The following is a 26065-nucleotide window of genomic DNA, read 5'->3' on the forward strand; positions in this document are numbered from 1 at the left end:
CCTCTCACGGCAGCTCCGCGAGCGGGCCCTTCCTGTACGCCGTGTCGTTCCCGAAGTGCTCGTCTTCGTAGCCGAAGGCGCGCAGGATCGATGTGTAGACGTTGTGCATCGAGGCGTCGGTCTCGTACTCGGACTGGGTGGGATCCGCGCTCGCGCGCTTGTTGTAGTTGACGTGGCGGCCGCCCGGCCACCTGCCGCCCGCCTTGCCGGCGAGAAGGACGGGGATATCGCGGGGCGAGTGCCCGCCGCCGCACCCGAACTCGCTCGTGAAGAGCACGACGCTGTTGTCGAGCATCGTGCCGTCGCCCTCGGGCGTGCTCTTCAGCCCTTCGAGCAGGCGTGCGAAGAGCTCCATACGCCAGGTGCGGTTCGCGAGGATCGTCGCGCGCCAGTCCTCGAGCCTGTCGGGCTCCGCGCCGCTCGGGCCGACGTCGAGGGCGGCGTGGCCGAGGCTGTGGCCGAGGTCGGTGCTGTAGGGCTGGGGCAGCCAGCTCGTCAGGACGTCGGCCACCTGGAAGGTGGCCACCTGCGTGAGACCGCACCGGAACGCATGCAGGAGGACGTCGACCAGCAGGGGTGCGGCCTCCTCGATTCCCCCTCCCGTGTAGGAGCCGTATCCCTTGTACACGGGCGCTCCGCCGACATCCGGCTTCGTGCAGGCCGCCAGGTTGGAGATGCCCTCGAGCTTCTTCTCCAGGCTCCGGATGTGCTCGGCGTGCGCGTCGAGCAGGTGCCTGTCGGCCGCGCTCACGCGCCCCTTCAGGGCAGCGAGGTGCTCGCTCACGCCGTCGAGCACGCTCTTCCGGTGGGCGCGGAGCCGGAGCTGTTCGGGCGTCGGACCCGACGCTGTCTCCGTGACGTCCTGGAAGAGCCGGTCGAAGGCGCTCGTCGGGTCCTTCTCGCTGGACACCTGCTCGCCCGCCGCGTTGTACAGCGGCTCTCCGTAGTTGTGTCCGTCGACCATGAGATCGATCGACGAGAACGGCGCCGGGCTCTCGCTGGCGAGCCGCTGCGCGATCACCTGATCGATCGATGGGCCGAGCGCCCTGGCGTCGTCGCCTCCCGAGGTCGTATCGGCGCAGGTGAGCACGGTCGCGTTGGAGCAGCCGTGGTGCCCGCCGTAGTCTCCCTGGAGCATCCCGGCGGCGTCGTCGACGCCGCGGAGCAGGGTGAGGTCGCCCTTGTGGGCCTCGAGCGGAGCCATCTCTTCGCCGAGGACCTCGAGCGCCGACCCCTCGCCGCCGGGCGCCCAGAGGTCGAGCATGCTCCAGGCGCCCGGCTTCCAGGGATCCCCCTTCTCCCCGGAGGAGTGGCGAGACGTGATCGTGCCGCCGTGGCTGAAGAACACGATGAACCGCCTGGCCCTGCCGTTCGCGGCCCAGAGGTCCCCATGGGTTGCCTCGAGCAGCGGCAGGGCGATGCACAGACCGGTCGCGGTGCGGAGGAAATTCCTTCGGCTGAAAGCGGCGCGGCTCATGGGTTCACTCCTCGATCTGGCGCAGGTGCAAGAAGGCGTTGCTGGTCGTGAGGGAGACGATGAGATCACGCACGCTGCCGCCGCTCTCGGGCGTCGGCGTGGCCGCCTCGATCGACGCGAGATCCTGGTCGATCGGGACGCGCCGGAGCGCCGTCTGGAAGAAGCGCTTCGTGAGGCAGGCGCGCGCCGCGGGGCTCGCCGCGAGGGCCGCCGACATCCCGACGCCGCCGTCGACCTCCACGCCCTCTTCGTCCGGAGGGAGCGCGGGGAGGCCGCCGCGTGCGTCGATGTCGAGCAGGTAGGGTGCCTGCGCGTCCCCGCCCGCCTCCTGCGACTGCCATCGCCCGAGCGCGTCGTAATGCTCGAACGCGAAGCCGATCGGGTTGATGGTCCTGTGGCAGCTCGCGCAGGCGCCGCTCGACGTCTTGGCCTCGACGTCCTGGCGGATCGTCCTGTGCACCACCTCGCCGTTCTCCTCGACGGCTCCGCCCTTGACCGGCACGTCGCTCGCGTTGGGGGGCGGCGGGCCGAGGGGGCGGCAGAGCACCTGCTCCAGGATGTACGCGCCGCGGCGGATCGGCGATTTGACCTCGAGGCTGCCGAACACGCTCAGGAAGGCCGCCCGCGTGAAGATCCCCGCGCGCTGATCGCGGGGGAGGGAGACCCACGCGAACGTGCGCTCGTCGGCGGGGCCCTCCACCCCGTAGAGCGCGGCGAGGGGCCCGTTCACGTAGGCGTCCGTCGTCGTGAGCAACGTCTCGAACCTGCCGTCCCCCTCGAAGAGCACGCGCTCCGCGAGGGCCTCGAGCTCGGCGCGCATGGCGGCGCGCAGCGCGGGTGAATCCTCGGGATAGATCGCGGGGCTCTTCGGCGCGCTCTCGAGCGAGGCGTGTTTGTTCGTGCCGTCGAGCTCCAGCCAATCGGCGAAGAAGCGCCTCGCCGTGGCGCGGGCGCGGTCGTTCGAGAGGAGCCGCTCCGCCTGCGCGCGCACGCCCTCCGCCGTGTCGAGCGCGCCGGACTCCGCGGCGTCGAGCAGCGCGTCGTCCGGCGTCGTGTTCCAGAGGAAATACGACAGGCGCGACGCCCGCTCGAAGCCCGTGAGCGGACGGACGCCGGAGGCGAGCGGCTCGCTCCCGTCCCCGTCGCGGCCGAGCTCGACGAAGTAATAGACGTAGGGCGACTGGATCATGGTCTCGAGCACGACGAGCAGGGCGTCCTCGAACGACTGCTCCTTCCGCGCCCGGGCGTACTGGCCCTTGAGCATCGCGACCTCGGCCTCGTCGAGCGTGCGCCGGAAGGCGCGGCGCCCGAACGCCCGCACGAAGCCGTCCACGCACGCCTCGTCGTCCGCGCCGCTCGTGTCGCACGGGAACACCGGCGTCCCCCACGACGCGCGCCGCGCGACGATCGCCTCCGCCGCGGCGTTGAGCTTGTCGACGGCGAGGAGCGAGGCGACCTCTCCCGCGTCCGGGTCGAGGTCGAGCTCGAGCCCCGGATCGCCGAACAGGTCGCGCATCGAGCTCGTGAACTGCTCCGGCGTCATCCGGCGCATCCCCGCTGGAGCGACGTCGACCAGCCCGCTCGCGCTCGGCGACCCGCCGCGGTCGCCTCCGAGGTCGCCGACGCAGCCCGAGAGCAGGTGGGACGCCGCGAGGACGATCGCGCCGGCGAGCGCCGTCGCGCGCCCCCCTGGCGCGGTGAATCTATCGAGGACGTCGAGGGGGTTCACGCCGTCGGGCTCTGTTCGCTTCATGGCTTCACTCCTCGCGCGGTCGCTGAACACAGCGGGCTGGATCGCAGGGGCCTCGACGCGATCCTCCCGCCTCCCGGGAATCATCGAGCCACGCTGTGCCGCGTGTTCGCCGTCCGCCGGGGATTGGCATCGAGCGATCGCTGAACCGGGGCTTCCATCCATCGTGGATAATCGACGAACGCATCGGTGGGATCCAGCTCACGGGCCGCATGGAGCTCATGCACCCTGTGCATACCCTACGTCATCGTCTCGAATGAAGCGAGGGGCCGTTGATCGAAGAGAACCGACAGGACCCCAGGAGCCCTCAGAGATGCGAGAAAAATCCCTTCTTGGCGTCCTCGGCGGCTCGACTTCTTCTCACAGGAGCGCCGTTGTCATCGATGGTTCGATGTAAGGAAGATGGTTTGATGTAACGAACGTAACGAACGCCCCGTCGGCGAGCCTTTCGCGAAAGCGGCATCCGGCGCGAATCTGGATTACATCCTACTACCTTGGGGGCGGAAGATGCGACAACAGCAATGTCCGGGCGCATGACAAAGTGCATCGACGTGTCATCTTGCCGCACTGAGGCGAGAAGGCCTCGCGGTCTGTAAAATTACAATGGAGCTTTTATGGCCCATATCGTGGAGAATTCTGTGAGGGTTCGAGCTTGCGTGACCGGGTTGCTCCTCGCCGCCGGTTGCACCGGCGAGCTTGGCGAGCCGACGTATGGCCGGGGCGGTCCGGCGCCGCTCCCTCCGCCCGTCGTGAACATTCCGCCGATCCACGTCGATTGCAGCCACGTCGGAAGCGGCAGGGATTACCAGGTCGGCCCTGGCAAGGAGTTCGAGGCGATCGGCGACGTCCCGCTTGAATCGCTCGTCGCCGGCGACACGGTGCGCGTCTTCTGGCGTGCCGAGGGGTACCACGAGAAGATCATGCTCGGGGGCCAGGGGACGGCCGAGCAACCGATCCGGCTCTGTGGCGTCCCGGGGCCGAACGGCGAGCTGCCGGTGATCGATGGTCAGGACGCGACCACCCGGCCCGAGCTCGATTTCCCCTTCGACGGCCACCAGGTGCGGGGGCTCATCATCGTCGGGCACAAGCACGACGACGCGTGGGAGCTCGAGCCCACCCACATCACGATCGAGGGGCTCGAGATCAAGAACGCAGCGCCCCCCCACCGCTTCACCGACAAGGCGGGGTCGGGGGTGGCCTACTCGGGCAACGCGGCTGGCATCTTCGTGGAGCGCGGCGATCACGTGACCATCCGCGCCTGCGAGGTGCACGAGAACGCCAATGGCCTCTTCATCGGCACGGCCGGTGGGGATATCCTGACCACGAACGTGCTCATCGAATCCAACTACATCCACGACAACGGCATGGATGATTACAACGAGCACAACGTCTACAACGAGGCCTCGAACGTCATCTACCAGTTCAACCGCTTCGGTCCCACGCGCGGCGGCCACGGCAACAACATCAAGGAGCGCTCGGCCGGCGTCGTCATCCGGTACAACTGGATCGAGGACGGCGCCCACCTGATCGACCTCGTCGACGCGCAGGAGGCGACCGACTCGGTCGCGTTGCCGTCGTTCCACGAGACGTTCATTTACGGCAACGTGCTCCTGCGCAACGGCTACGGCGCGTCCATGATCCACTACGGCGGGGACAGCGGGCAGACCGAGTACTACAGGAAGGGCACGCTCCACTTCTTCTCCAACACCGTCTTCGTCAAGAACGACAACTACGACGACTACGATCGCTCGGCGATGTTCGAGGCCTCGACCAACGACGAGCGGATCGACGCCCGCAACAACGTGTTCGCCAGCAGCCTGGAGCCGACCGAGCTCCGCGCGGTCACCTTCCTCGGGGACCGCGACGGCGTGGCCGCCGGGGCCCTCACCCTGTCCGGGAACTGGGTGACGAACGGGTGGCTGCCGTTCGATCCCGTCCGGGAGGTGGTGAAGGTGATCGGGCAGGTGGACGGCCTGGACGACTCGATCTTCGGCGTCGATCCGGCGTTCGCTTCCGCGGCAGACCACGACTTCATGCCCGCCGCGAGCGCGCCGCTCATCGGCGCTGGCGCCTCGCTCGACGGCCTCCCGCCGGTCGAGCACCAGTACACGCCGCACCAGCAGGCCAGGGCGCGCAACGACGGCGCGAGCCTCACGATCGGCGCGTTCGGGCGGTAGCCCGCGCCGCGCAGCCCCGCGGCGCGGCTCGCTCCACGGCCCGCGGGGTCACCCCACACAACCCACAGGTCGGCTCCCGCGTGAGGGATCGCGCCTTGCAGAGGGCGGCGCATGCGCTGGATCGGATGCGCCTTGCCCCGCGCAAGGCGCAAAGGATGCGTGTCCTCGGCACGCTTTGCCGGAGAGATGGCGGTGATCCTGTCGCTCGTGATCCTGCTCACGGGCTGCGGCGTGGAAGAGGCGCCGCCGGACCTCCGGCAGCCGGCGGGCTGGGACGACGCGCTGCGGCTGCCGGACGCCGAGGATCACGACCCCGCGCCCGACGTTGTCGAGGTGCACCTCGAGGCCAGGGTGGCCGCGATCGAGGTGGTCCCGGGGCTCACGACCGAGGTCTGGACCTACAACGGGATGCTCCCCGGTCCGACGATCCGCGCGAAGAAGGGCGACCGCGTGGTGGTGAAGCTCCAGAACCACCTTCCCGAGGCGACGACGGTCCACTGGCATGGTCTGCGCGTGCCGGCGGCCATGGATGGGACGCAGCACGTGCAGAAGCCCATCGAGCCGGGCGAGGGCTTCGAGTACTCCTTCACCGTGCCGGACGCCGGCACGTTCTGGTACCACCCTCACCTTCGCTCGAGCGCCCAGGTCGGTGCGGGCCTCTACGGCGCGTTCGTGGTCGAGGATGCCGAGGAGGCGCCGCTCGGCGACGAGCTGCTGCTCGTGATGAGCGACATCGGCATCGAGGAAGACGGCTCGCTCACCCCCGCCGACGAGAGCGGATGGTTCGGCGATTACTTCGGGCGCGAGGGCTCGAGGGTCCTTGTCAACGGGAAGATCGTGCCGACGGTCGCGGCGCGGGAGGGGGTTCCGCAGCGCTGGCGGGTGGTCAACGCCGCGCGCAGCCGCTACTTCCGCTTCGCCGTGCCGGACCAGCCGCTCGTGCTCGTCGGCGGAGATGGGGGTCTCTCGGAGCGCCCGCTACCCGTGGACGAGGTGAGGCTCGCCCCGGGGGAGCGCGCGGAGCTCACCATGCTGCCCGTCGAGGGCCAGTCGGTGGTGATCCCGCTCCTCGACGCGAATCGATTCCACCTGCCGAGCGAAGAGAAGCCCAAGGATCTCATGCGTCTCGAGCTGGCCGACGAGCCCCCGGGGCGCGGCGCGCCGCCGCTTCCCGAGCGTCTGGCCGAGATCGCCTCGATCGACACCGCGGGCGCGCAACGACAGGCGGTGGAGTTCATGGAGCAGGGCGATACCGACGGAGCGGTGCTCGGGATCAACGGCCAGACGGACGGCTCTCTCATGTTCTCTGCGAAGACGAACACGGTCGAGATCTGGACGCTGACGAACACCACCAACTACGATCACCCGTTCCACCTGCACGGGTTCTTCTTTCAGGTGCTCGACATCGACGGCGCCGAGCCGCCCGTGCGCGCATGGCGCGATACCGTCAACCTCGTGCCTGGAAAGGCCGTGCGGATCGCCATTCCGTTCGATGATCGCGCCGGCATGTGGATGTTCCACTGTCACATCCTCGACCACGCGGATCTGGGGATGATGGCGATGCTCCACCTGATGCCGTGAACGGTCTGTTCGGGCCGCCGGGCGTCAGACCCACGCCTGCGTCGTGGGATCCCAGCGCTTCCAGGCGCCGCCGTCGTCCAGGTAGAGCTCGCTCTCCCCGGGGAGGGCGCGGAAGCGCTTGCTGCTGATCTTCAGGTCGCCGATCCTCCCCGAGTAGTCGGTCTGCGCTTCGGAGGCCTTGATGCTCCGCATGTCGGCGACGAGCTCTTGCCCGCTCGCCTCGACCACCACATAGCCGTGGGCGCTGCTGTTGGCGTGGGCGAGGTGCGGGTTGATCTTCGTCTCGGGCGACGTGAGCAGCGTGTCGATGCTGAGGGCGAGCGCCGCGGCGCCCGGGAGCCCGCGCAGCGTTGGATCGCTCGAGACCTGGCTCGTCAGGATCTCGCGGAAGGACGCCGAGGAGACGGCGCCGCCCACGAGCTCGACGATCTTCTTCGTTGGATCGCCGCTCGGTCCGGGCGTGCCAGCGTAGAAGGCGTGGACGTCGCCGGTGATCGCCACGACGCCCCCCAGCCTGACGAGCCTCTCGAGCAGCTCGTCCCGCTTGTTGCGGAAGCCGTCCCAGGCGTCGGTGGTCGTGTAGAAGCTGCGCTTGAACTGGGCGGGGAGGGAATAGGGGCTGAGATCGACGGCGAGCTGGACGAGGCAGTACTCGTTGCCCCAGACCTTCCAGGTCGCCTTCGAGCCTTCCATGGTGTCGAGGAACCAGGCCTCTTGCTCGGCGCCCATCACGTCCTCGCTCGCGCCCTGCGTCTCCTTGTAGCGGATGGCAGCGTAGATATCGAAGGGGTCCTTGGCCATGAAGTAGCGCGTGCCGATCATGCCGTACGCGTTGAGCTTGCCGAAATCCACGTAGGCGATGCCCCGCTCCAGGCCCGCTTCCGCGGCGTCGATGAGGGGGATCTGCATGTCCTCCGGCAGGTCCTCGTTCGCCGCGGCGACGATCTCGTTGATGAAGGCGACGCTGATCTTCCCCGTGACCTCGGCGGGGTCGTAGCCCACGGTCTCCGCGGCCCCGAGGAGGACCGGCGCATAGATGCCGTCGCCGTAGGTCTCCACGTCCACGTAGGGCAGGGCGGCCGCGGGGACCTCCCCGAGCTCGGCCACGAGCTTCGGCTGATCGAGCGCGACCCTGCCGGGGAAAGCGTCCTCGGGGATGAGGTGATCCGGCCGGTAGCTGCGCAGATCGGTCATCACCAGGTGGACGTGCCGGCCGAACACGAAGTCGCGGTAGATGTGGAATTCGTCCGGGAGCGAGGCGTCCGGGTCGAGCTCGACGTCGTCGCCGTAATCGACGGGCTGGTACTCGAACCAGGCCTGGTTCGCGGCCTTGCGCCGGTCCGCGTCGGTCTCGTCCTGCCGGCCGTCGAAATAGGTGGCCGTGGCGCCGAAGCAGTCGTTCGAGAACTCGTGGTCGTCCCACGTGGCGATCATCGGCAAGCTCTCGTGGACCTTCTGGAGGTTCGCGTCGGAGCGGTATGTCCTGTAGAGCTCCCGGTAGTTGTCGAGCGATCTCGCCGCGTGGTAGGCGCCGTCGCCCTCACCGAGGGAGATGCTGCCGGCCACGTCGGTGAAGACGACGCGGCGCCCGGTCGCGCTCTGGAAGCTCGGATCGCCGTCCGTCTCGTAGATGTAATCGCCGAGGTGGACGAAGAAATCGAGCTCCTCCTGGGCGAGCGCCAGGTAGGTGTTGTAGTACCGGCCCACGTAATCCTGGCACGACACGTAGGCGAAGCGGACCTTGACGTCCGCCTCCTCGGCCGGGGCGGTCTTGGTGCGCCCCACGCGAGACGCGTAGCTCGTGTCGCCCTTCACGTAGATGAAGCGGTAGTAGTAGACCGTGCCCGCCGCGAGGCCGCGGACCTTCACCTTCACGCAGTGATCGTGCCTCGCGAGCGCCTTCACCTTCGCCTGTCCGGCGTCGAGCGCCACCCGCCGCGCGAACCCGGCGTCGGTCGCGACCTCGACCTCGAGATCGAGATCCGCTGCGCCGTCCTGCAGGCGGGTCCAGAGGACGACGCTGCCGGGGCGCGGATCGCCGGAGGCGACCGACTGGGGGAAGTACTCGGAGCCGTCCGCGAGCTCGCGCTCGTCGTCGAGCGGGTTGATCGTCTCGGGATCATCGCCGCAGGCCGGGACGACCAGCGCGCCGGCGGTGACGAGCGTGGCTCGAAGGAAATCTCTGCGCTTCAGCATCGGGCGATCAGGGAATCCTGGAACTTTCGCTGATGTCAATCTCCTCGTGGACCCCGCCGCTTCGCGCGCTGCCGGCCACGCCTGTAAAGCGCAACGCGCGGCGTCCGGTGAGCAGAGAAAGTGTGTGCGCTCACACGTCGCCGAGCGTTGACGTGCATGGTTACGTGTGGTTAGGCGTGGTCAGGCGTGATCAGGCGTGATAGATAAGCCGTCGCGTGCTCGCACGTCCTGTCCGAGGACCGCATTGGTCCTCGAGGGATAGATGAGCTAAGTTGAGCGTTTGTCATGCGGCGGCGGAGCACGACACCGGAGGGTGAGTCCGACTTGCGGTCAGGGCACGGCATCCCTGACCGCCCCGGCGCCGAGCGTCGCGACACGCTCCCACCGCCCCGATCCGGGCAGCCATCCTCCGGGCCTGGGCGTTCCGGCCCGTCCAGCGATCCGTCGCCTGCTTCGAGGTCTCCTTCATCGCGCAAGGTGCGGACCATCGACGTCCTCGTTCAGGGCGCGACCGTGGAGCTCTTCCACTTTTACGGCGTCGCCATAGCGCCTGCGGACATCGGGGAGAGCCGCGACGAGGCGCTCGTTCACAGCGATCCCGCGAGCACGGTCGAGTTCTCCGCGCCCGGCTTCTCCGGCCTGCTGGCCTTGTCGGCGCACCCTGGCGTGTTTCGCGCGATGACGGGGCTGCCGCCCGCGCTCGACAGCGTCGACGACTGGATGCGCGAGGTCGTCAATCAGCTCATGGGAAAGGTGAAGAGCCGCCTCGCGCGGTTCCAGATCGCGCTTCACGCCGAGCTGCCGCAGCTGCGCCGCGCGAGCGACGTGGCGCGGCGGTACCGGGGCAGCAAACAGCAGTTCTGCTATGCTTTCCGGACGTTGAAGGGCGAGGTGGTCGTCACGCTGGGCGGCGACTTCGACGAGAGCTCGCTGGTGTTCTCGAACTCGTCCCCGCTTCCGCTCGATGGCAAGGTGATCCTGTTCTGAGCGCTCTCGCGCGGCACCCGCGCCGCGCAGTCTCGAACACCAATCATGTTGAACCCCGGAGAATTTTCACAGGGAGGCGGGGAGGCGGGGAGGAAGAAAAATGAATTTCTCCCTCTTGCCCTCTCTCGCTCCCCGCCTCCCCGCCTCCCTGTGAGATTCTTGCTTTTTCTCGTGGTTTCAACCCGCTTGTCGCTCTAGGGGCCGCCGCCGCCGGTACCGCTGGCACCGCCGCTACCCGTGGCGCCACCGTCGCCGTTACCACCGCCGCCGGTGGCGCCGCCGCTGCCGGTGGCGCCGCCGCTGCCGGTGGCGCCGCCGCTGCCGGTGGCGCCGCCGCTGCCGCCGCTGCCGGTGGCGTCGCTACCGCCGCTGCCCGTGGCGCCGCTGCTGGTGGCATCGCTGCCGCCGCTGCCGACGGCGCTTCCGCTGCTCGTGACGCCGGGCGGCGGGAACGGTGCGAAGCACGCGTTTCCGATGACCTGCTGGCCCGGGTCGCAGGGGTCGGAATCCCAGCATCCCACGAGCATCGCCGCGGAGATCGCGCCGAGGGCGACGACCAGGGCGCCGCGACGGGTGGGCGGCATGATGCGAGACGGGTGAATGACCATCGTTCGTTCCTCTCTCCACGGACTCACGGCGGCAAGACCCGGCCGTCGCGGATGCGCGCGATCACCTTGACGGTGGGGTTCACGTCGCTGGCAAGGAGGTAGCCGATACCACCCTCCTCCTCGCCCACGGCGCGGAGCACGGCGCTCGGACTCGCCACCTTGCGCGGCGGCCGCTCGCCGCCGCGGATCTTCCTGTCGATCCAGTAGCGGGCGACGCCCTCGGGATCGAGGCCCAGCACCGCCAGGTCGAAGCGCTTCCGCAGCGCGGAGTCCTCGGGGAGGTTCACCGGCATCATCGACCTGCCGGACCACTCGGTGCGCGTCGTCTGGAAGATCGGGCGGAGGGTGTCGCGGCTCGCCGCCCGCGCGGGGTTGGTCTGGTTGACTACGATGACGATCTCGTCCTCCACCGCGAAGGACGAGGCCGATGGGGTCATGCCGAGCAGGGCCAGGAGGAGCAGCAGGGAGTAACGCTTCATGGTGCGTCGAACCTCTCTCAGAAGGCCAGGATCAGACGCGCGAGCGCGCTCGTGGTGTGGAAGTCCTCGATCTCCGGCACCCCCGGGGGCTGATCGCGCAGGGCGGTCATGATCGTGCGCAGCACCTGGGTCCGGAGTGTGACGTCCGGGGTGATGTAGAAGTTCAAGCCGCCGCCCACCTGGAACATGGTGTCGTGCCCGTAGAAGGGCGCGTGCAGGGCGGCGCCGATGACGAACGGCTCCATGTCCAGGAAATCGAGCCGGTGCGCCGCCACGGCGTACGTGGAGGTCTTCCAGGCGTCCGGCGCGTAGACCCCGAAGCCCCCCTGGCGCTTTCCCTCGTCGTAGACCACGCGGACGACCGCCGCCTCCGCGCGCAGGCGGGTGGTCCCGATGTCGAGCGAGACGTCGCCGGCCCCGGTGTACTCCTGGAACGACCACGTCGCATGGATGTCGGGGTTGAACTCTCCGACCTTGTAATCGGCGACCCAGTCGCGGGAGCTGCTCGCGATGAACGACGCCCCGAGCTTCAACGCCATCTTGCCCGGGTCCTCGTAGCTGGCGTGCAGGCGGCCGCCGAACCCGCGGTTGTCGTCGAAGGCGAACGGCGCGTCCTCGTTGCGCCCGTTGCTCACGTACGCGTTGTACCCGAGCTCCCACGGGCCCGCGAACGTGCTGCCATAGATCATGATCCCGGTCTGCCGCGTGGGAAACAGGCGTGATGTGATGAAATAGGGGATGGCGGCGGTGATGAGCACCGGGCTCCCGTGGTCGACGTTGTAGATGCCGATCGGGGTGAAGAACTGCCCGACGCGCACCTTGAAGAGGTTGAAGCGCGTCCAGTCGATGTGGGCGCGCTCGATCGAGACGAGCCCCCCATAGGTGGTCGGCGAGCCCATCGCGATCGCCGTCGAGTCGAAGGTGCCGTACGGCTGCGTGGTCGTCCTGCCCACCACGCCGGGCGGCAGCGTCGCCGCGTCCGCCTGGACCGGGGAGCCGCCGGGAGCGGTCGTGAACCGCAGCTCCCCGAGAAAGCGAAAGTGATCGGTCGGCTGCGCGTCGAGGTAGAGGTTCAAGTTCCCCACGACGAAGTTCGTGGCGTTCGCCTGCGGGAGGGCGGCCGCGAGGCCCGAGTTCTCCGGGACCCATGTGCGCTGGACGCCGACGTCGACGAACCCGTAGATCCGGAAGAGATCCTTGTTGTCGTCGTGCTCCGGCGCGGCCTGCGCCTCCTCGAGCGCCTCGAGGCGCTTCTCGAGCTCCGCCGAGCGCTTCTCCGCAGCGGCGAGCCGCGCGGCCATCGCATCTTCTCCGGTGGCGGGCTCGGCGGCGGCCGCTCCGGTAGCGGCGTGGGTCACCGCGGCCGCGCCGGTGGCGGGCTCGGCGGCGGCCGCGCCGGTGGCGGGCTCGGCGGCGGCCGCTCCGGTCGCGGCAGGCGCGGCGGCGGACGCCCCAGTCGTGGCCGGCGCGGCGGGGGGCGCTCCGGTCGCGGCGGGCGCCGGGGCGACGCCGGCGCCAGGGCCCTGCGCGTGCGCGAGAGATGCCGTGAAGAGCACTGCTCCGACGGCTGCGCTCGAAGCGCGCGCGAGGCGACCTGTCCGCGCTCGCCGCAGTGAACTCCGACCCATCATCATTGATTTCTCCCCGTTCGCAGAGCCTTCGTCGCGGCTCCAGCCGGCGTCGCACGCGCTCTTGCGGACTCGCGAACTTCACGCGTAGCATACACGGCCACGAGGGCGGGCGTGAACTCGACGCGCTCCGTGACGCTCCGGTGCACCACAACTGGGTGAGACATCACAACAGGAAAGAACGTGAATCAGGGGAGCGTACATGGTGTGCGGCCGAACGTTGATGACGACTCCACGTGTGCACGTGTTGATTGTCATTTGCATCGCTTGCGTCACTTGCGTCATCTGCAGCACGTGCACCCTCCGCGCCGCGCGCGGGGGGCAGCTCGCCCGGGGCTCGTGCTGAGTGCGCCGCGCGGGGGGACAGGCGTTCGCGCGAGATCCCTCGTCACGAAGCACACGAGATGCGCGCGGGCGCCGCGCCGCGCGGGCCACGCCGGGGGTACGGGGGCATGCCGACATTGCGTAGCGCTTCCATTCGACTGAAGCTGTGGTCGCTCGCTGGCGTCCCCGTCGCGGGGGCCCTGCTGCTGGCGTCGATGATCGTCGGCGACGCGCGGCAGCAGGCGGCGAGGGCGGCGGGGATAGGCTCGATCGAGGACCTCGCGCAGCTCTCCTCGATCATGGCGCAGCCGCTGCACGCCCTCCAGAAGGAGCGGGCGTGGACCGCGCTGGTCGAGGGGCTGGAGGCCCGTCCTCCGGAGACGACCGACGTCGAGGGCGAGCGCCACGCCACGCCGCCGCTCAATCGCGCGGCGGAGCTCCTGCGCGCCGGCGGCCAGCTCCGGGACGCGCGGGCGGCGACCGACGAGAGCCTCGCCCAGCTCGACGCGTTCCTGGCCGCGCGCGACCTCTCCGGGCTGCCGCGCCGGCTCGCCCGCGATCTCGCGGAGGGGCGCGCCAAGGTCGGCGAGCTCGCCGCGTTCCGGGGCCAGGCCGACGCGAAGACGGTGTCGCTCGACAGCGTGCTGAGGGTCTTCGGCGGCATCAACGTGAGCCTCATCCGGGCCAACGCCGGCCTCTCCGAGCTGAGCGACGAGGGCGAGCTCCTGCGCAGCATCCAGTCGATCGTCGCCGTCCACGAGTTCGCCGAGCGCGCCAGCCGCCAGCACGCGCTGCTCGCGCACGCCTTCGCGTCCACGCAGTTCGAGCCGGGCGCCTTCAAGACGCTCGTGACGCTGATGACGGAGGAGCAGCTCTATCACGAGGAGTTCATCGCCAACGCGTCGGAGCCGGCGCGGGCGCTCTACGACGCCGCCCGCTCCAACCCGCGCGTGCGGCGCGCCGACGAGCTGCGCGCCGCCGCGATCGGGTCGACCGACGAGGCGCTGGCGATCGATCACGACGCGTGGTTCGAGGCGCAGCAGGGGCGCGTCGACGGGCTCGCCGCGATCGAGGAGGAGGCGATCTCCGGGATGCGGCGCGCCGCGGCGGCCAGGGTGGCGGACACGCGGAGGACGGTGCGCGACGGCGTCGCTGTCTCGGCGTTCGTGCTCCTCGTGTCGGTCGCGCTGGCGCTGGTCCTCGTGCGGGGGATCTCCCGATCGCTCGAGGTCCTCGGCGAGGCCGCGGCCCACGTCCGGCGGACGCGCGACTACACGACGCGCGCCCGCAAGACCGCCGACGACGAGTTCGGGGCGCTGACGGACGCCTTCAACGAGATGCTGGCGGGCATCCAGGCGCGCGACGAGGTCCTCGAGGGCCACCGGCAGAACCTCGAGGCCACGGTCGCCGAGCGGACCTCGGAGCTCGAGAAGCGCAACCGGGAGATGCGCCTCGTCCTCGACAACGTCGATCAGGCCCTCGTGACCATCCACCGGGACGGCACGATGGAGCCCGTGCACTCCGCCGCCTTCGAGCGCCTCTTCGGCGTACCGGCGCGCGACGAGCACTTCGCCGATCGCATCGCCGGCCACGATCCGCGGGCCTGCGCGTTCCTCAGGATGGGGTGGGAGGCGGCCTGCGACGACTTCCTCCCGCTCGAGGTCGTCCTCGATCAGCTCCCGAAGACCTTGCACCGCGAGGGCCGCTACCTCGCGCTCGGCTTCAAGCCGATCCTGTCGGGAGAGGGCCAGTTCAACGGGGCGCTGATGGTGATCACGGACGTCACGTCCACGATCGCCTCCGTGCGCGAGGCCGAGCAGCAGCACGAGTACATCCAGGTGTTCGAGCGGGCCGTGAAGGACCGGCTCGGCCTCGTCGGCTTCGTCAACGACACGACGAAGCTCGTCGACGCGGTGAGCGCGCGGTCCAGCGGCGAGGTGGACGAGGTGATGCGCCTCGTGCACACGATCAAGGGGAACGCCGGGCTCTGGGACGTGACGAGCGTGGCGAGGGTGGCGCACGAGATCGAGAGCTTCGTCGTCGAGGAGCGCGCGCTGCCGTCCGACGAGCAGATCGACGCGCTGAGGGACGTGTGGCTCGCGTTCGTGGGGCGCGTGAGCGTCCTGCTCGCGTCGACGGCGCAGTCCTCGCGCGCCGACGTCGGCCATGAAGAGGTCGATGCCCTGCTCGCCATGGTGCGCCAGCGCCGCGACCCCGCCGAGATCGAGCGGGCCATCACGGCCCTCCGCGACGAGCGGACCGAGGTGCGGTTCAGCCGGATGAAGGACCAGGCCGAGACGCTGGCCCGGAAGCTCGGCAAGCCGAAGCCCGAGGTCCGCATCGACGCCGGGGGCGTCCGGCTGCCCGCGCCGCGGTTCGCCGGGATGTGGCAGGCGCTGGGCCACGTCGTGCGCAACGTGATGGACCACGGGATCGAGCGGCCGGAGGCGCGCGAGGCGGCGGGCAAGCCGTCGAGGGGCACGCTCACGCTCGCCTCGCGGATCACGGCGGACGAGATCGTCATCGAGATCGGCGACGACGGCGCGGGCATCGACTGGGAGCGGGTGCGCGAGAAGGCCTTGGCCGTCGGATTGCCGGGTGCGACGCGGTGCGATCTCGAGGCCGCGCTGTTCGCGCCGGGCTTCAGCACGACCGAGCAGGTCACGGACGTCTCCGGCCGCGGCGTCGGGCTCGGCGTGGCGCTCCACGAGTGCCGGCGGCTCGCGGGCCGGATAGAGCTCGACACCGAGAGCGGCCAGGGGACGACCTTCCGCTTCCGGTTCCCCCGGGATACGGGCGACGCCGCGGGGGTGTCGCTCACGACTGCCTCGCTTCCGCCTCCGAGCGGGCGGGGCTCGCTTTCGCCTCCTCCTTCGCGGGGCGGATCGAGCCCGGGCATGGCCTCGGGGAGCGCGTGACACGGTGAGCACATCGACAATGCAGAGCGAGAGATCGAGGAGAGGGGAATGAACTCGGAGAGCTGGGACCGCATCCATGAGGAGCTCGCTTCGTCGTGCGTCCACCTGTTTCGTGACAACGGCGTCGAGCTCCTGCGGCTGGACGACGCGGCGTCGGAGGCGACGCCGGGCAACGCCGTGGTCTCCTTCATCGGCTTCACGGGCGACCACCTTCGCGGGAGCCTGACCATCGTCGCCCCCGTGGCGCTCATCACGCGCAGCCACCCGCTGCGAGAGCAGCGCGAGCTCGACGAAGACATGGTGTGCGACTGGGCGAGCGAGCTCTCGAACCAGCTGCTCGGGCGGGTGAAGAACCGCCTGCGCCACCTCGGGCTGGTCATCGTGCTCTCGACGCCGAGCGCCGCGATCGGCGAGCACCTGCGCGCCAGGGAGGAGCTGAGCGAGGGGTTCCGGCGGCTCCTGTTCGCCGCGGCGAACGACCGGCTCGTCGTGCTCTTCGACGCGCTGGCGCCCGACGGCGCGCTGGAGCTCGAGGAGGTGAACATGCCCGATCCGCAGCCCGAGGGCGAAGTGCTGCTGTTCTGAGCCGGATGGCCGTACACGCAAGAGGAGACACGTCACATGGCCAAGAAGATTCTTCTCGTCGAGGATTCGAGTACGGTCCGCCAGCAGGTCGGCATTCTCCTGTCGGGGGCGGGCTATGGCACGCTGGAGGCGGACAACGGCCGGGACGCGGTCGCCGCGGTCGCCGCCCACAAGGATGAGCTGGCGATGATCATCGCGGACGTGAACATGCCCGTGATGAACGGCATCGAGATGATCCAGAGCCTGCGGGACAAGGGGCTCGCGCCGGGCGTCCCGATCCTGATGCTCACCACCGAGGGGCAGCCGGAGCTCATCGAGAAGGCCCGGAAGGCCGGCGCGAAGGGCTGGATCATCAAGCCGTTCAAGCCGGATTTGTTGCTCGCCGCGGTGAAGAAGCTCGCCGGCGAGCCCTGAGGCCGCGGCCGCGCGAGCCGCGGCCATCTCTCCGCGACCTCGGCCCGATCGAGGGTCGTCGCTCTCCGGCACTACGGAAAATCGGCGGCTGCCGCCGGTATTGGACGGATCTACCTGCGGCGCTGGACAGCGCTCGGCGGTTGCGGGGCAGCGCCGATCCGTGTGACCCTATGTGCGGGAGGTCACCGAACGCGCCCGAATGGGCAGACCTGGGCCACGGGCGTCGGTTGGCCAGTCGACTACTCGTTCGGCCTCTCGAGCAGGAATGGGTCGATGCCTTACTACAGCGTGATTCTCGAAGGGATGGGTATAAGGGTCGAGGTGGCAGACGGGGGATCACCGATCATTGGCTTTTTCGCGACGCGCGCGGTTCGAGCCCACTCAGTGAAGCAAGCAGAAGAACTAGCCAGGGCAATGGTTCTCGCGGACTGGACCACTGGGGAGTATGCACCCTTGAATCAGGGTGGGGCTCCGGTGCTGAAGGTGGAGGGCGTCGACGCCTTGAGTTGGTGGAGCTTTCTGCGGTTCAAGAACACGGGGCACGTTTTCTTTACAACAGTGGACGAGGACGATGCCGAACAAGCCGTTTCAGCCGAGCGCCCGGAGGCGGGTGCCGGCTGAGCGGATTTGCTGAGGCGTCTTTCCAGGATGACCCGATGAGTACGCGCCTTGCTCTCGATCCATGGTGGCCAGCGTCGACCTGCTCGATCTGTGACACGCTGTTGGAGGAGCCTGCGCACTGGCGAAACGACCTTGGACGCCTGTGCCCGTCCTGTTGCGGAGCGCTGCGCGACCTTCTTCGGGCGGGGCCTCCCGGGCGAATTGCGGAGATCTGGGGGGCTAGAAGCCGCTGAGCTGAGCCTGCCTGCCAACGCGGTCGCGGACCTCATTGACATTGAAGACGAGGCGACGCATGCCGACCTTGCGACCGCATACCGCGAATTGGCCTGTTCGGTGATGCCATCAGAGAAACGCTGTTCGTCGCACGCGGCAATGCAGAGCGCCCGTGGCATCAGGCGCTCGTCATCTTGTTGGCTGCCGAGATCGCCCCCGACGAGCTCTTCGACAGGTTGAACGCAGTTCTATGTAGGCGATAGCAGCCGGCGAGAGCCCAGCCCGGCTAACGGCCGCTGGTACCGACGGTGCACCGAGCCTCGCTCCGCTGGGCGCGGCGCCCTGCAGCCCCACAAATTCTTGTGAGGAGGCATTCCCTCTATGCGCCCCGCGCGTGCTCTGTCAGTGTCGAGGGCGATGAACCAGCGTGACAACCCATACCAGGCGCCGCGCGCCCCGGTCGAGCCCGTCCCCGCGGGCCCATTGTCACGACGCGCTGCGAGGCTTTTCGTCACGTGGCTTGTCGGGGCCTCGCTGGTGAGGGGCGCCGCGCTCGCCTTCCAGATCGGACACGCGCTGGCAGCGTTCGGCGCAGAGAAGCATCTGGCCTGGCTGCTGGCGGTCTCCGCGCTGCGCACTGGCGCTGCCCAAGTCGCCGCGTCCGCCTGCAGCGTCGCGCTCGCGTGGGAGGTCCACCATGGCCTCGGCGCCCAGCGCCCGCTCTGGCGACCGTACGCGCTCCTTCCGTTCACGGCACCCGTGGCTGCGGGCCTGATGATCGCCGTGGGCGTGGGGGCGACGACCTTTGGGCACGGCGCTACACTGCGCGCGTCGTGGCAGTCGATCCAGGAGTTCGCGACGCCCGGCGATGCGCTGTTCGGGCTGGTGCAGGCGAGCGCTCTGGCGATCGTCCTCGGTGGGTTTGCGGTGCTGCTGGGGCCTCGGCTCTCGGCTCTGCGCGCGGGCTTGCTCGTTAGGACCGTTGTGGCGCTGCTCGCGACGGGGTTGATCACCGGTGCGGTGCAGGCGGCACTCGTCGTCTTTCTCTCTTCGGGCGATGACGTGGTCGGGCCCTGACATGGCCTCTCGATCGGCAGTCGGCAGGGGTCCTGAGTTCCCTGCGAATTGGGGGCTCGACGTACATGGCTATGCGCTCCTCCAGCTGCCGCAGAACCGACATCGCGCGTGTGCGCACCTACCGACGGCATCGCGGAGAGCGCGTTCGTGTAGGCTCGGCGCGCCGAAAGGGAGCTTGACACGAACGACGTTGTCGTATGGCCTGTCCTGCGCCAGAAGAGCGGCCATATCCTCAACGTGGCATCGCTCGCCGGCCTGGGCCCTGCGCAGCTCTTCACGCCGTATGCGATGACCAAGCACGCCGTCGTCGGCCTCAGCACGAGCCTGCGAATCGAGGTGGTGGCATGCGGCGTCCACGTCAACGTGCTCTGCCCGGCAATACCCGGCCGCGGTAGAGACCCCGATCCTGGACTCCGAGAGCCCCCGCGATCTGCCGGCGGCCCCGTGGGTTCCGAACGCGCGACGCCTGCTCGAGGCCCTCGCCGGCCCGCCTTACCCGGCCGACGCGCTCGCGTGCGAGGCGCTCGATGCGGCGGCCGACGACGTGCCCGTCATCGGGCTCCCCTCGCGCGCACGCTTCCTCTGGCGCCTCGGCAGGATGTTCCCGGCGCTCGTCGAGAAGGGCGGCCGCGACGAGATCGCCAAAGAGCGAGCGACGCGACGGTGAGCGTACGAGCGCCTGCGCACGTTCGAGCACCGCGACTCCGACGCGAGCGGCCCCGCCGCGCGGAGAAATTTCACAGGGAGGCGAGGAGGCGGGGAGGAAGAAGAAAATGAATTTCTCCCTCTTGCCGTCTCTCGCTCCCCGCCTCCCCGTCTCCCTGTGAATTTCTGCTTTTTTGTGGTTTCAACTCGCTTGTCGCTCTAGCTCCCATATCACCGCGGTTTCGACGCCCGACGAGCCTCTCGCTCGGCGCGGCGCCACCTCCTCTCCCTGCCTTACGGCGACGCGCCAGCCAGGGCGGAAGTAGCCGCCTTCAGTCCGCGCGGGGCAGGAACGCCCCGTGGAAGGTCTGGGGCGAGGCGTGGAGCAGGTGGACCCGCGCCGCTGGCCCATCGTCGAGGTGCGCGGCGTCCCAGACGTGGATGGCGCTCTTCCCGGCCTTCGCGTCGGTGACCAGGGCGAGCACGTGGCCGTCGCCCTCGGGAGCGCCGGGCGCGCGCGGCACGAAGACCGGCTCCGACGGGCGCTCGTGGTGCGCGACCGGCGCCAGGGTGATCGCGCCCGTGTCGACGTCGACGCGCGCGATGGCGTTTCCGTGCGGGTCGTCGGCCCGCCCCTTCGTGGCGAGGAAGACGACACCGTGCCGATCCCCCTCGACCCGGGGGTCGACGCGCGGGAACTCGCCGACGACGCCGCCGAGGTCCTCCACGAGGAGCTGCTCGCGGCCCGCGCGCACGCGGTGGCGCACGAGGACGCCGCCGTCGACGGAGGCGAGCTCGGGCCGATCCGGGTCCTTGCCGATCGAGCCGAGCGTGGCGAGCGTGCGGTGGCGAACGAGGTCGACGACGAGGTCCTCACCGTCGTCGTAGGCGTTCGCGAAATGCCACTGGAAGAACGCGTCGACGCCGAAGCGGCGCACGCGGGAGACGTCGTCGATGTCGATGACGATCACCTCCGTGCCCCGGCGGGGCTCGAAGCGCACCCAGGACTCGAAGCCTCCCCACTGGAGCATCGCGCGCCCCACCCGGATGATCGCGGGCGAGACGAAGAACACGAGGTGCCGGCGGGTGGCGCAGAAGTCATGGAGCATCACCGGCGCCGGGAGCGGCACCGCGCCGAGCGAGCGCGCGCGCCCGTCGTCGTCCACCGCGTAGAGGTCGATCTGGGTCCTGCGCCCGTAGCGGACGCCGAAGTTGTAGCTCGTCTTCCTGGCGGCCACGCGGTGCGGGTGGGCCGAGAACGTGGGACCCAGCGCGCCGCCGAGATCGCTCTCGCCGAGCGTGTCGAGCGTCGCGGGATCGAGCTCCGTCGGCCTGCCGGACTCCACGAGCGCGAACAGCCGGCCGCCGGCGAGGAAGGGGCTCGTGTTCGCGACGTTCTTGCCCTTGCGCTTGCCCTGCAGCGCGTGGAGCACGCGCTTCGGCCAGGACAGGGTCGAGCCGTAGAGGCGCCGCCCGGCCGCGAGCTCCTCCACCAGGCCGCGGCTGCGCACGAGGCGGTGCGCGCCCTCCGCCCGACCGCCCGACAGCCGCACCGCGAGCACCCCGCCGTCGGCCTCGAAGGAGTGCGGTACGCGGACGCCGAAGAGGGTCGCGCGGGCCGGGCCCACCCGAAAGAGCGTGCCCTCGAGGCCTTCGGGCAGCGTCCCCTCGACGGCGAGCGGCGTGAAGCCGTACTCGGCCTCGAGGTCGATCGGGTGATCGAAGGCGCGCGCTCCGCGAGCGGCGTCCGTGGAGGCGCCCCCCGCGCCGGCGAAGGCGGCCTGGAGGGCGGCGTCGAAGTCGAGGGCGGACAGGGCGATGGACATGGGACCTCCGGGCGGCCGATGGGATCGACGATCACATCGGGCGCTGGTGATGTCATCATCGATCACCTTGGCGGGCGTCGAAGCGGCCGACGCACCGGCGCCGGCGCTCGTCAGTGCAGCCTGTCCTTCGCCTCGGCGAGCTCCTCGTTGATCCGCTCCACGAACGCGTCGAGGGTCATCGGGCCCTTGCTCGCGGCGGCGGCCTCGATGGCCTGCGAGGCGAGCGAGGTGAGGCGCTCGACGTAGGCGAGCTGGCCCTCGAGCTTCTCGTAGTCCCCGTCGACGAAGTACCCGCTGTCGTCCTTGACGTCGAGCTCGGGCGCATAACGCTGCTTCACGTACCGCAGGATGGCGCACACCGCGACGTGCACCTTGGGGCCGGCGAACTGCGTCTTCGTCCAGTTGTAGCGGCTCCCCTCCTTGAAGAACTCGACGCCCGGCGCCTCCGGCAGGCTGGGGACGCTGACGCTGACGCGCGGCCCTCCGCCGCGCCCCGCATTCTCCTGCGCTGCGCGGGTGAGGCTGCGCGTGATGGCCGCGGACTCCGCCAGCGCCTGACGCATCATGTCCGCCATCTTCGAGTCGCTGAGCAGCGCGTGGTACGTGTGGTTGATGAAGGTGCCTTCACCGTCGAAGTGAAAGTGGAGTGGCTCGCATTCGCGGTGGGGATAGAGCGTGATCCCCTCGAGACCCGAGCACGTCACGCGCCGATCGGCGACGAGCTCCTTCATGGTCTTGCTGGGCCAGCCGGCGGCCGCGGCCTTGGCGGCGAGATCCGCGACGAGCTCGGGGACGACGCTCGGGTCGCGGAGCTTGCCCGAGTACGCGATGGAGATGCCCATGGTGCCTCCTGAACGATCTCCCCTTACTCCAGCGCCGTCGTCGAGGCCAGCGCGCGCCGGGAGGGAGCCCTCGGCCGCGGCGACAGGGACAGTGAAAGAGCCGCCGGAGCTCCCTCGCTCCGGCGGCCCTGGGCCGCCTGGGACCGCCTGAACGTCGACGCCTGAACGTCGACACCTGACCGCGAAGCCCGGGGCTCGGCGCAGCTTTCACGTCTAGAGCGGATGTCCGCGCTCCGCTCCTCGCCTCCTCGCCGGGCTACTGGCAGGCTGTCGCGCCGAAGCAGACCGCCGGATCGTCCGCGAACCGACGGAAGTTGTCCGCCTCCGGGTGGCCCGGGAAGGGGACATAGTAGTAGACGGCCTTGTTGTCGAAGTCGCTGCCGTCGTAGTAGGTCTGCCACGTCAGCGCGTAAGCGACGCCGGCGCTCTTGGCGAGATCCAGGAGGTGGGTGTTGTACCAGTCCTCGGTGAGCGCGCCCCGCCCCGCGTCCGGAAACAGGCTCGTTACCTCGGCGGAAGAGAGCGTGACGGCGCCCGCCGAGCCGAGGCCGTAGTTGGCCAGGAAGTCCGTCCGCAGGCTCTCATCGAACAGGGTGTCGTGCCACTTGCTCACGTGGTCTGCCGGGTAGAGCGTGAGCGACGCGCCCGCCGCGAGCTTGCCGACCCGGTGGAGGAGGTGCAGCCGGTAGGTGCCCGTCTCGGTGAGCGCGTGAGGCTTGCCCTTGGCCGCGCCGATCGCCGCGACGGCGCTCGCCATCGCCTTCATGTCCTCGAGATCTGCCGGGGACGCCGCGCGCTCGTACGGGTAATAGAGATCGATGCCGAGGATGTCGATGAGGTCGTCGCCAGGGTACGCCTCGAGGTAGTACGCCTCCAGCAGCGCGGACGGCGGCTGGCCCTCGTCCTCGAGCGCCGCGATCGCCTCCTGGGGCGGGCTCTCGTACGCCGCGCCCAGCTCGGAGAGCTCCTCGACGAGCCGGGCCCGGAGCATGTCGCGAGAGAGGCTCTCTGGATCCCTGACCTTCGCCTCGGCGGGCGTCACCTCGCTGTCGCTCAGCTTTCGCACCTTGTCCGTCGAGTACGCGAAGATCACGTTCTCCATCCCCGGCTCGCTCCGGACGGCCTCGGCGAACGTGCGGTACGCGGCGCTGTAGGCGGCGGGGCCGGTGACGGCCTGATCGTCGTCGAGAAGGGCCTGGCAGTTCCAGTAGGGCTGACCCCACCAGAACCATCCGCCTGTGTGCTCGTGGAACGGACGGAGGACGATCGGCTTGCCGTCGAGCCCGTGCTCGCGGAAGAACTGGGCCACGTACTTCGCGTGGGCCACGAGCCAGTCGCGCGCCGAGATCCCGGCGTGGGTCCCCTGCTCGATCGGCACGTCGTTGGCGATCTTGCAGATGCACTTCAGGTTCTCCGGGATGTCCGCGCTGGAGCCGAGGGAGCGCGAATAGTACGTCTCGGCATAGAACGGGGTGCCTCCGCCCTGGGCGTGAATCGGGACGCTCTGTCCGTCGACCGTGAGGGTGGCGAGCGGCGTCTCGATGGCGTCCGCGAAGTCCGAGGTGCTGACGTCGTAGTTGCACGGGGGCGTGTGCCAGTCGACGGCGACCATCCCGCCCGGCTGCTCCAGCATGTACGCCGCGGCGTCCGCTGTGACGTCGCGGCGATTCCAGGGGACCGGATCGAAGACCATCGCGTCGAGGGAGACGCCGAATAGCCCGGGGTTCTCTCCCACGGTGGCGCCGGCGTCCGACGACCAGCCCCGCTCGCCGCGGCTGGCGGCGCCCGCCATGCTCGAGAACCAGCCGTTGGTCGACACGAGCTGCTTGGTGCCCGGATCGTAGAGCCCCCACGTGATGGCGTTCTCGTAACCGAACCGGAACTTGCCGGCTCGAGACGAGGTCCAGAGCTCCTCGAGGAGCTCGCCCCTCGGCGTGTCCGGGAACTCCGGTGTGTCGTCCGGCGTGCCTGTCGAGGTGCTCGACGACGTGTCTCCGGACGCGCTCGACGACGCGCCTCCGGACGCGCTCGACGACGCGCCTCCCGAGGCGCTCGACGATGTAGCTCCGGACGTGCCCGACGACCCGCCCCCCGAGCCTTCCGGCGGCGTGTCGTCGCTCGACGACCCGCAAGCGGCCGTCAAGCACAGGAGGAATGCGGCGTAGAAGCGTGGGCTGAGCTGGATGAGATTCATGCGTTCTTCCCTGCGAACCGTGGCGGTGACAGGGCGACATGAAACTTCTTAATCGGTTCAGTGTCAACCGCCGCGTGCTGGGCCCGCCGCCGCCGGCATGCTCGCTCAGCCGGTTGCGCCGCCTCGGTCGTCCCGTCGCAGCAGATACGCTGTCTCGGGGTTCTCCCGGCGCCAGATCACATTGTCCATGAAATAGTGGTGGATGTTCACGAACACGTAGACGGCCGCGAAGTACGGTGTCGGGCCCAGGTCGGACATCGCTTCGCCGCCGCTCGAGCTCAGCACCAGCGCGCCGTGCGCGCCGTGCGCACCGTGCGCGCTGTCGAGGAGCGCGGGCGCGCCGCGGAACACGACCCACCCGAGGCCGACGGCGGTCGCCGCCAGGAGCCCGAGGCGCAAGCCGGTAGGGCGCCCGAACAGCGGCGGGCCCTCGGCGTCGCGCGCCTCGTTCCGCTTCATGAGCCAGACGAAATACAGATACTGAACGGAGTGGAGCGCCGGGATCACGTACACCATGAGCCGATCGAGGCTCGAGTAGACCGTCCAGAGCCAGATCGTGATGAGGAAGCCGGCCAGCGGCGCGAGCGGCGGCGGGCGCCGCTCCACGCGCCACCTGCGCGCGAGCACCCAGAGCAGCGCGAGCGCGCTGAGCCCGAACGCGAGCCCGGTGACGGGCTCGAGCGCCGGCGGGTGCGCGAGCGACGTGTAGACCACGCCTTTCTCCTCGACCTCCCTGCCTGGATCCGCCGGGCTCGCCCACGCGTACGCCCAGGCCGCGAAGCAGTGCGCGAGGATCACCTTGCGCTCCAGGGGGCCGAACCGGAACCCACGCCGCGCCGAGAGCACCGTCAGCACGCCGAAGCCCTGCTTCACGTAGTGCCAGCCCACCAGGAGGAACATGAGCTGGATCATGAAGCCCATGGACCGCGCGGAGCCGGTCGAGAGCGCCCCGATCGCCCACGCGAGCAGCGCGGCCGGGACGAGGAGGCCGGCCAGGAGGTAGCGGGCTCGCTGCGCCGGGGCGAACGCGCCGCCGAACGCGCGGCGCCTCGCGTCCTTGTAGAACAGCAGGTACGTCACCGCGAAGTGAGGATCGTTGATCACGGACGCGGCGTGGAACGTCAGGAAGCCGATCGCGAGCTCCGCCGCGTCGAGCCCGACGGCCCTGCGGGCGAGCCACGCGAGCGGGAAGAGCACGAGCGTCGCGCCCCCGACGAGCAGGAACTCGGCGAGACGGGCGCGCAACGCGGCTCGACGCGGCGTCGCGACCGGGACTGGCAGCGTCGCGCCCGCGCTGGTCATGCGCCGAAGCTACCACACAGGGACGCCCGTACGGCGCGCGCGCGCCGCAGATCGAGCTCCGGCTCGAGGGCGAGCTTGATGCGGTGCGCTGTCGGCTCTAGGGGGTCGCGGGCGCCGTGGCCTCCCTCCCCCGTCGTGATCAATAAATGACGAGATCTCTCGTCACAGACAAATGACAGATCGCTCGCCGCAAATAAATGACAGTTCCGATGTCGCGCTGC

Annotated in this window: 19 protein-coding genes; 9 read left to right on the top strand and 10 right to left on the bottom strand. The window is 69.6% G+C overall.

All coding sequences use genetic code 11. The annotated features are described in order from the left end of the window. Positions 1-4 precede the first annotated feature (4 nt). On the bottom strand, positions 5-1477 hold the full coding sequence (locus WMF44_RS04445; RefSeq protein ID WP_437297873.1) for a DUF1552 domain-containing protein: 1473 nt from the start codon (positions 1475-1477) through the stop codon (positions 5-7). A 4-nt stretch (positions 1478-1481) separates the two neighbouring features. Further along, positions 1482-3230, bottom strand: coding sequence for a DUF1592 domain-containing protein (locus WMF44_RS04450; RefSeq protein ID WP_437297874.1), 1749 nt, complete (start codon positions 3228-3230; stop codon positions 1482-1484). A 635-nt stretch (positions 3231-3865) separates the two neighbouring features. Here WMF44_RS04450 and WMF44_RS04455 point away from each other — a divergent pair. Next, on the top strand, positions 3866-5404 hold the full coding sequence (locus tag WMF44_RS04455; protein WP_437297875.1) for a right-handed parallel beta-helix repeat-containing protein: 1539 nt from the start codon (positions 3866-3868) through the stop codon (positions 5402-5404). A 159-nt stretch (positions 5405-5563) separates the two neighbouring features. Further along, positions 5564-6985 carry a multicopper oxidase family protein gene (locus tag WMF44_RS04460; RefSeq protein ID WP_437297876.1) on the top strand — a complete coding sequence of 474 codons (1422 nt, stop codon included), beginning with the start codon at positions 5564-5566 and terminating at the stop codon, positions 6983-6985. Between the two features lie 24 nt (positions 6986-7009). Here WMF44_RS04460 and WMF44_RS04465 read toward each other — a convergent pair whose 3' ends face one another. Further along, positions 7010-9181, bottom strand: coding sequence for an alkaline phosphatase D family protein (locus WMF44_RS04465; RefSeq protein ID WP_437297877.1), 2172 nt, complete (start codon positions 9179-9181; stop codon positions 7010-7012). Positions 9182-9658: 477 nt separating this feature from the next. Here WMF44_RS04465 and WMF44_RS04470 point away from each other — a divergent pair, with 477 nt between their 5' ends. Continuing rightward, positions 9659-10168, top strand: coding sequence for a chemotaxis protein CheX (locus WMF44_RS04470; protein WP_437297878.1), 510 nt, complete (start codon positions 9659-9661; stop codon positions 10166-10168). 194 nt (positions 10169-10362) lie between these two features. Here the strand turns inward: WMF44_RS04470 and WMF44_RS04475 are convergent, their stop codons facing one another. The 3 genes from WMF44_RS04475 to WMF44_RS04485 are packed head-to-tail and all read right to left on the bottom strand — an operon-like array spanning position 10363 to position 12811. Beyond that, positions 10363-10752, bottom strand: coding sequence for a hypothetical protein (locus WMF44_RS04475; protein WP_437297879.1), 390 nt, complete (start codon positions 10750-10752; stop codon positions 10363-10365). Positions 10753-10799: 47 nt separating this feature from the next. Further along, complete coding sequence (locus WMF44_RS04480) at positions 10800-11255, bottom strand: hypothetical protein (RefSeq protein WP_437297880.1); 456 nt, start codon at positions 11253-11255, stop codon at positions 10800-10802. 17 nt (positions 11256-11272) lie between these two features. Then, positions 11273-12811, bottom strand: a complete 1539-nt coding sequence (locus WMF44_RS04485) for a hypothetical protein (RefSeq protein WP_437297881.1) — start codon at positions 12809-12811, stop codon at positions 11273-11275. Between the two features lie 524 nt (positions 12812-13335). Between WMF44_RS04485 and WMF44_RS04490 the strand changes: the two genes are divergently transcribed. The 6 genes from WMF44_RS04490 (at position 13336) to WMF44_RS04515 (ending at position 19812) form a co-directional block, all read left to right on the top strand. Next, on the top strand, positions 13336-16125 hold the full coding sequence (locus WMF44_RS04490; RefSeq protein ID WP_437297882.1) for a nitrate- and nitrite sensing domain-containing protein: 2790 nt from the start codon (positions 13336-13338) through the stop codon (positions 16123-16125). Between the two features lie 48 nt (positions 16126-16173). Continuing rightward, positions 16174-16710 (top strand): chemotaxis protein CheX, encoded by a 537-nt coding sequence (locus tag WMF44_RS04495; protein WP_437297883.1) that lies wholly within the window; start codon positions 16174-16176, stop codon positions 16708-16710. 36 nt (positions 16711-16746) lie between these two features. After that, positions 16747-17124 carry a response regulator gene (locus WMF44_RS04500; RefSeq protein ID WP_012233438.1) on the top strand — a complete coding sequence of 126 codons (378 nt, stop codon included), beginning with the start codon at positions 16747-16749 and terminating at the stop codon, positions 17122-17124. A 273-nt stretch (positions 17125-17397) separates the two neighbouring features. Beyond that, complete coding sequence (locus WMF44_RS04505; RefSeq protein ID WP_437297884.1) at positions 17398-17745, top strand: hypothetical protein; 348 nt, start codon at positions 17398-17400, stop codon at positions 17743-17745. Between the two features lie 630 nt (positions 17746-18375). Continuing rightward, complete coding sequence (locus WMF44_RS04510; protein ID WP_437297885.1) at positions 18376-19035, top strand: hypothetical protein; 660 nt, start codon at positions 18376-18378, stop codon at positions 19033-19035. Between the two features lie 237 nt (positions 19036-19272). Beyond that, positions 19273-19812: an SDR family NAD(P)-dependent oxidoreductase gene (locus WMF44_RS04515; RefSeq protein WP_437297886.1), complete on the top strand. Its 540-nt coding sequence runs from the start codon at positions 19273-19275 to the stop codon at positions 19810-19812. A 200-nt stretch (positions 19813-20012) separates the two neighbouring features. On the opposite strand, the gene WMF44_RS04520 is transcribed toward WMF44_RS04515, so the two are convergent. The 4 genes from WMF44_RS04520 to WMF44_RS04535 form a co-directional block, all read right to left on the bottom strand. Continuing rightward, a complete protein-coding gene (locus WMF44_RS04520; protein ID WP_437297887.1) occupies positions 20013-21506 on the bottom strand; it encodes a carotenoid oxygenase family protein in 1494 nt (497 codons plus the stop codon). 110 nt (positions 21507-21616) lie between these two features. Continuing rightward, on the bottom strand, positions 21617-22348 hold the full coding sequence (locus WMF44_RS04525) for a hypothetical protein (protein ID WP_437297888.1): 732 nt from the start codon (positions 22346-22348) through the stop codon (positions 21617-21619). 256 nt (positions 22349-22604) lie between these two features. Beyond that, positions 22605-24542 carry a glycosyl hydrolase gene (locus WMF44_RS04530; protein WP_437297889.1) on the bottom strand — a complete coding sequence of 646 codons (1938 nt, stop codon included), beginning with the start codon at positions 24540-24542 and terminating at the stop codon, positions 22605-22607. 105 nt (positions 24543-24647) lie between these two features. Then, the gene (locus WMF44_RS04535; RefSeq protein ID WP_437297890.1) at positions 24648-25844 is read right to left on the bottom strand and encodes a hypothetical protein; all 1197 of its coding nucleotides are present in this window, start codon (positions 25842-25844) and stop codon (positions 24648-24650) included. Between the last annotated feature and the right edge of the window lie 221 nt (positions 25845-26065).

The organism is Sorangium sp. So ce426 (assembly GCF_051475585.1).
Lineage (GTDB): Bacteria > Myxococcota_A > Polyangia > Polyangiales > Polyangiaceae > Sorangium > Sorangium cellulosum_B.

What these genes read in the sequence shown, in the direction of transcription:
- WMF44_RS04445 (WP_437297873.1), bottom strand. Translation starts at nt 1,477, where the DNA reads ATGAGCCGCGCCGCTTTCAGCCGAAGGAATTTCCTCCGCACCGCGACC.
- WMF44_RS04450 (WP_437297874.1), bottom strand. Translation starts at nt 3,230, where the DNA reads ATGAAGCGAACAGAGCCCGACGGCGTGAACCCCCTCGACGTCCTCGAT.
- WMF44_RS04465 (WP_437297877.1), bottom strand. Translation starts at nt 9,181, where the DNA reads ATGCTGAAGCGCAGAGATTTCCTTCGAGCCACGCTCGTCACCGCCGGC.
- WMF44_RS04475 (WP_437297879.1), bottom strand. Translation starts at nt 10,752, where the DNA reads ATGCCGCCCACCCGTCGCGGCGCCCTGGTCGTCGCCCTCGGCGCGATC.
- WMF44_RS04480 (WP_437297880.1), bottom strand. Translation starts at nt 11,255, where the DNA reads ATGAAGCGTTACTCCCTGCTGCTCCTCCTGGCCCTGCTCGGCATGACC.
- WMF44_RS04490 (WP_437297882.1), top strand. Translation starts at nt 13,336, where the DNA reads ATGCCGACATTGCGTAGCGCTTCCATTCGACTGAAGCTGTGGTCGCTC.
- WMF44_RS04495 (WP_437297883.1), top strand. Translation starts at nt 16,174, where the DNA reads ATGAACTCGGAGAGCTGGGACCGCATCCATGAGGAGCTCGCTTCGTCG.
- WMF44_RS04500 (WP_012233438.1), top strand. Translation starts at nt 16,747, where the DNA reads ATGGCCAAGAAGATTCTTCTCGTCGAGGATTCGAGTACGGTCCGCCAG.
- WMF44_RS04505 (WP_437297884.1), top strand. Translation starts at nt 17,398, where the DNA reads ATGCCTTACTACAGCGTGATTCTCGAAGGGATGGGTATAAGGGTCGAG.
- WMF44_RS04510 (WP_437297885.1), top strand. Translation starts at nt 18,376, where the DNA reads ATGAACCAGCGTGACAACCCATACCAGGCGCCGCGCGCCCCGGTCGAG.
- WMF44_RS04520 (WP_437297887.1), bottom strand. Translation starts at nt 21,506, where the DNA reads ATGTCCATCGCCCTGTCCGCCCTCGACTTCGACGCCGCCCTCCAGGCC.
- WMF44_RS04525 (WP_437297888.1), bottom strand. Translation starts at nt 22,348, where the DNA reads ATGGGCATCTCCATCGCGTACTCGGGCAAGCTCCGCGACCCGAGCGTC.
- WMF44_RS04530 (WP_437297889.1), bottom strand. Translation starts at nt 24,542, where the DNA reads ATGAATCTCATCCAGCTCAGCCCACGCTTCTACGCCGCATTCCTCCTG.
- WMF44_RS04535 (WP_437297890.1), bottom strand. Translation starts at nt 25,844, where the DNA reads ATGACCAGCGCGGGCGCGACGCTGCCAGTCCCGGTCGCGACGCCGCGT.